We start from the raw sequence: 2,805 nt of genomic DNA on the forward strand, positions 1-2,805 counted from the left end.
CTTCAAAGGTCGTGTTAACGGTGACAACGGCGCGATCGACATCCGGCAGTTCGCGGACTTCGACACCGTAGAAGGCAGCAAGGCCGGCGACCGCGATCAGCGTGTTCAAGACCAAGGCCATCACCGGCCTGCGGATGAACAGTGCGGTGAAGCCTGTATCGCTGGCGGCGTTGTTGGTTGCAGTCATCAGCCGTCGGCGTCCGCGGCGCGCTGTTCTTCGCCGGCGATGCGGACCGCGCTGCCTTCGCTGACGCTCTGGGTGCCTTCGGTCACCACCATGTCGCCGCTGACGATCGGGGCATCGATCAGCACAGTCTCGGTGTTGCGCTGGATGATGCGCACGGCCACCCGCTTGGCCTTGCCGTCCACGATGGCCCAGATATAGGCACCGTCCGAACCCCACTGGATCGCCAGCGGACTGACCGCCGGATAGCTGTCGCCGGGGAATTTCATGGAGATCTGGAAGGACATGCCGGCACGCAGCGAATCGGCCGGGTTGGCGATCTTTGCCTTGACCAGAAGGGTACGGCTGGCTTCATCGATGTGGTTGTCGATAGCGGAAACCGTACCGGTATAGGCTTTGTTGGGATTGGCGATCGGCGTTGCCGACAATTGCGCGCCGATCTTGACGGCGGCGGCGAAGCGCTCCGGCACCCAGAATTCGACCAGTATGCTGGAGCGGTCGTCGAGGGTGGCGACCGCCGACTGGCTGGTCACATAATTGCCGGCGGCAATCGGCAGGATGCCGACCACGCCGGCAATCGGCGCGATGATCGAGCGGCGCTGCAAGGCCAGTTCCGCATCGCGAAGCGCCAGCTTGGCATTGGCCAGCACCACTTCGGCATCGGCAACGGCGACCGCTGTCGCAGCGTTGGAAGCCCGCAGCGATTTGACCCGGTCGAGCTTGGCCTGCGCGTCCTGCAAAGCAACTTTGGCGCGGTCCTGTGCGATCACCTCGGTGTCGGAATCGAGGGTGGCGATCACCTGCCCCTTTTCGACATGGGCGCCGGACTCGACCAGGAATTCGACGAGGCGGCCGGAACTGTAGGGGTTGACCGTCACCGAGGCGTTGGCGCGGCCGGTGCCGATCGCCTGCAGGCGATCGTTGATGATGGCGGCGGCTGCCGGCAATGCGACGATAGTCACCCGCTGACCGGCGGCGTTGCTGCTGCCTGCTTGCCCGGCGTTATCGACGGCGCCCGTTGGTGGCGTTGCGGCATAAGCCCAGTCGATGCCCCAGCGCGCCAGCACATCCGGCGCGCCTGGAAAAAAGCGAACCCAGGCGGCCGCAGCCGCGACGAGGATCACAAGTGCAAAAACGATCTGTTTCCAGGTGGCCATCGGCGCTCCGGTTGGCAAATATACCGCCTACGGTTCCCAAGGTGAAGTAGACGCGACGGCGCACTCCGACCCGCAGGATGACTCGTCGATATCAAAGCTTTATGGCAATTCTCCCGCTCGCTTGCACATTAAATCGGTGTAACGTTGATAGGGGCTACGCTCGGTCAAAACCGGATCAGCCGGCTGCCGCCAAAGGGGTGGTGCGCAGGATCGGCTTCAGATGTGGCTCGCTTTGCTGTCAATCATCTTCAAATCGAGCCGCGGAATGAGAAAGTCCAAGAATGCTTTAACTTTGGGGGGCTGAACGCGGCCTCCAGGCCGGATCGCATAGAGCGTTGGTTCGGGCCCCGCCCACTCGGGCAGGACACGAACCAGTCTTCCGGCGGCAACGTCCGACTTGACGCGCACATGGTTGGTCATGAACAGGCCAACTCCCTCCAGCAGGAAGCCCTGAAGCGCCTCTGGATCGCTGGCGACGGCCACTGCTCGCACTTTGAACTGGGACCGCTCGCCGCCGCTCGACAGGGGCCATTCTACTGCCGGACGATTGAAATAAAACTCTGTCAACAGACAGGCATGTTCTGCCAGTTCCGCTGGATGCTGTGGCGTTCCTGCGCGTTTTAGGTAGGTCGGGGCTCCATAGATGCCCATCGGCAATGCGCCGAGCCGCCGAGCCGTGAGCGTGGAATCGGGCAGGATGCTTTCCTGGAGCCGGAAAGCGACGTCGATCTCCTTGGTGACAAGATCGACGACTTCGTGCCCAAGAAGCAATTGCGGGAACACCTCTGGATAGAAGCGGCGAAACTCGGTGAGCAGCGGCGCGAGGACGCGAGTTGCCAGCCAGTAGGGGGCTGTAATCCGAAGCCACCCGCGCGGATGTTGCTGCAACTCCGCCACTGCGTTCTCCGCATCTTCCAGATCCTTCACCACTCGCTCGCAGTGCTGGAAATAAACCGCTCCCGCTTCAGTCAGCTTCAGGCTGCGCGTTGTCCGATTCAGCAGTTGTGTCCGCAGTCTGGATTCCAGCTCCTGCACCTTCCGGCTGACCCGTGTCTTCGGCACCTTGAGCACGCGCGCCGCCGCTGTGAAGCTGCCCTCCTGCACCACTTTTACGAAAGCGACCGTGTCGCTGAAGTCGCGCAGCATATGAGTTCTCCAGAAAGATTCGGATTGTCTCTCATTTTGAGACATTGATGTCCGAATCCGCTCGATAAACAAGCGCTATCCTCCAGGGTAGATCCTGATTGTCCTATCAGCATCAATCCAACTGGAGAACTACCATGATAAAATCCCTAGCGATCGCCGTCGGTGCACTGACACTTTCGGCAACTGCTGCTGATGCACAGAGCGCGCCGCTCCGCAACGTCGTTCTCGTCCACGGCGCCTTTGCCGACGGAACTGGATGGCGAGGCGTCTACGACCAACTGACAAGTCGTGGCTATAAAGTCTCTGTCTCTTATACAC

General features: G+C 61.2%; 3 protein-coding genes and 1 pseudogene. 1 reads left to right on the plus strand and 3 read right to left on the minus strand.

Annotation, left to right across the window (positions count from 1 at the left end):
• The 3 genes from EOA86_RS29300 to EOA86_RS29310 form a co-directional block, all read right to left on the minus strand.
• A partial coding sequence (locus EOA86_RS29300) for an efflux RND transporter permease subunit (protein ID WP_164892090.1) occupies positions 1 to 187 on the minus strand: 187 nt, incomplete at its 3' end.
• A complete protein-coding gene (locus EOA86_RS29305) occupies positions 187 to 1,341 on the minus strand; it encodes an efflux RND transporter periplasmic adaptor subunit (protein WP_128344845.1) in 1,155 nt (384 codons plus the stop codon). The genes EOA86_RS29300 and EOA86_RS29305, both read right to left, overlap by 1 nt.
• 216 nt (positions 1,342 to 1,557) lie before the next feature.
• Positions 1,558 to 2,487: a LysR family transcriptional regulator gene (locus EOA86_RS29310; RefSeq protein ID WP_128344847.1), complete on the minus strand. Its 930-nt coding sequence runs from the start codon at positions 2,485 to 2,487 to the stop codon at positions 1,558 to 1,560.
• 134 nt (positions 2,488 to 2,621) lie between these two features.
• On the opposite strand from EOA86_RS29310, the pseudogene EOA86_RS40740 reads away from it, so the two are divergent.
• Positions 2,622 to 2,805 (plus strand): annotated as a pseudogene (locus EOA86_RS40740) (alpha/beta hydrolase); the annotation flags it as partial.

The organism is Mesorhizobium sp. M5C.F.Ca.IN.020.32.2.1 (genome assembly GCF_004023105.1).
Classification (GTDB): domain Bacteria; phylum Pseudomonadota; class Alphaproteobacteria; order Rhizobiales; family Rhizobiaceae; genus Mesorhizobium; species Mesorhizobium wenxiniae.

Excerpts from the sequence above, each read along its gene's own strand:
- EOA86_RS29305 (WP_128344845.1), bottom strand. The coding sequence starts at position 1,341 with ATGGCCACCTGGAAACAGATCGTTTTTGCACTTGTGATCCTCGTCGCG.
- EOA86_RS29310 (WP_128344847.1), bottom strand. The coding sequence starts at position 2,487 with ATGCTGCGCGACTTCAGCGACACGGTCGCTTTCGTAAAAGTGGTGCAG.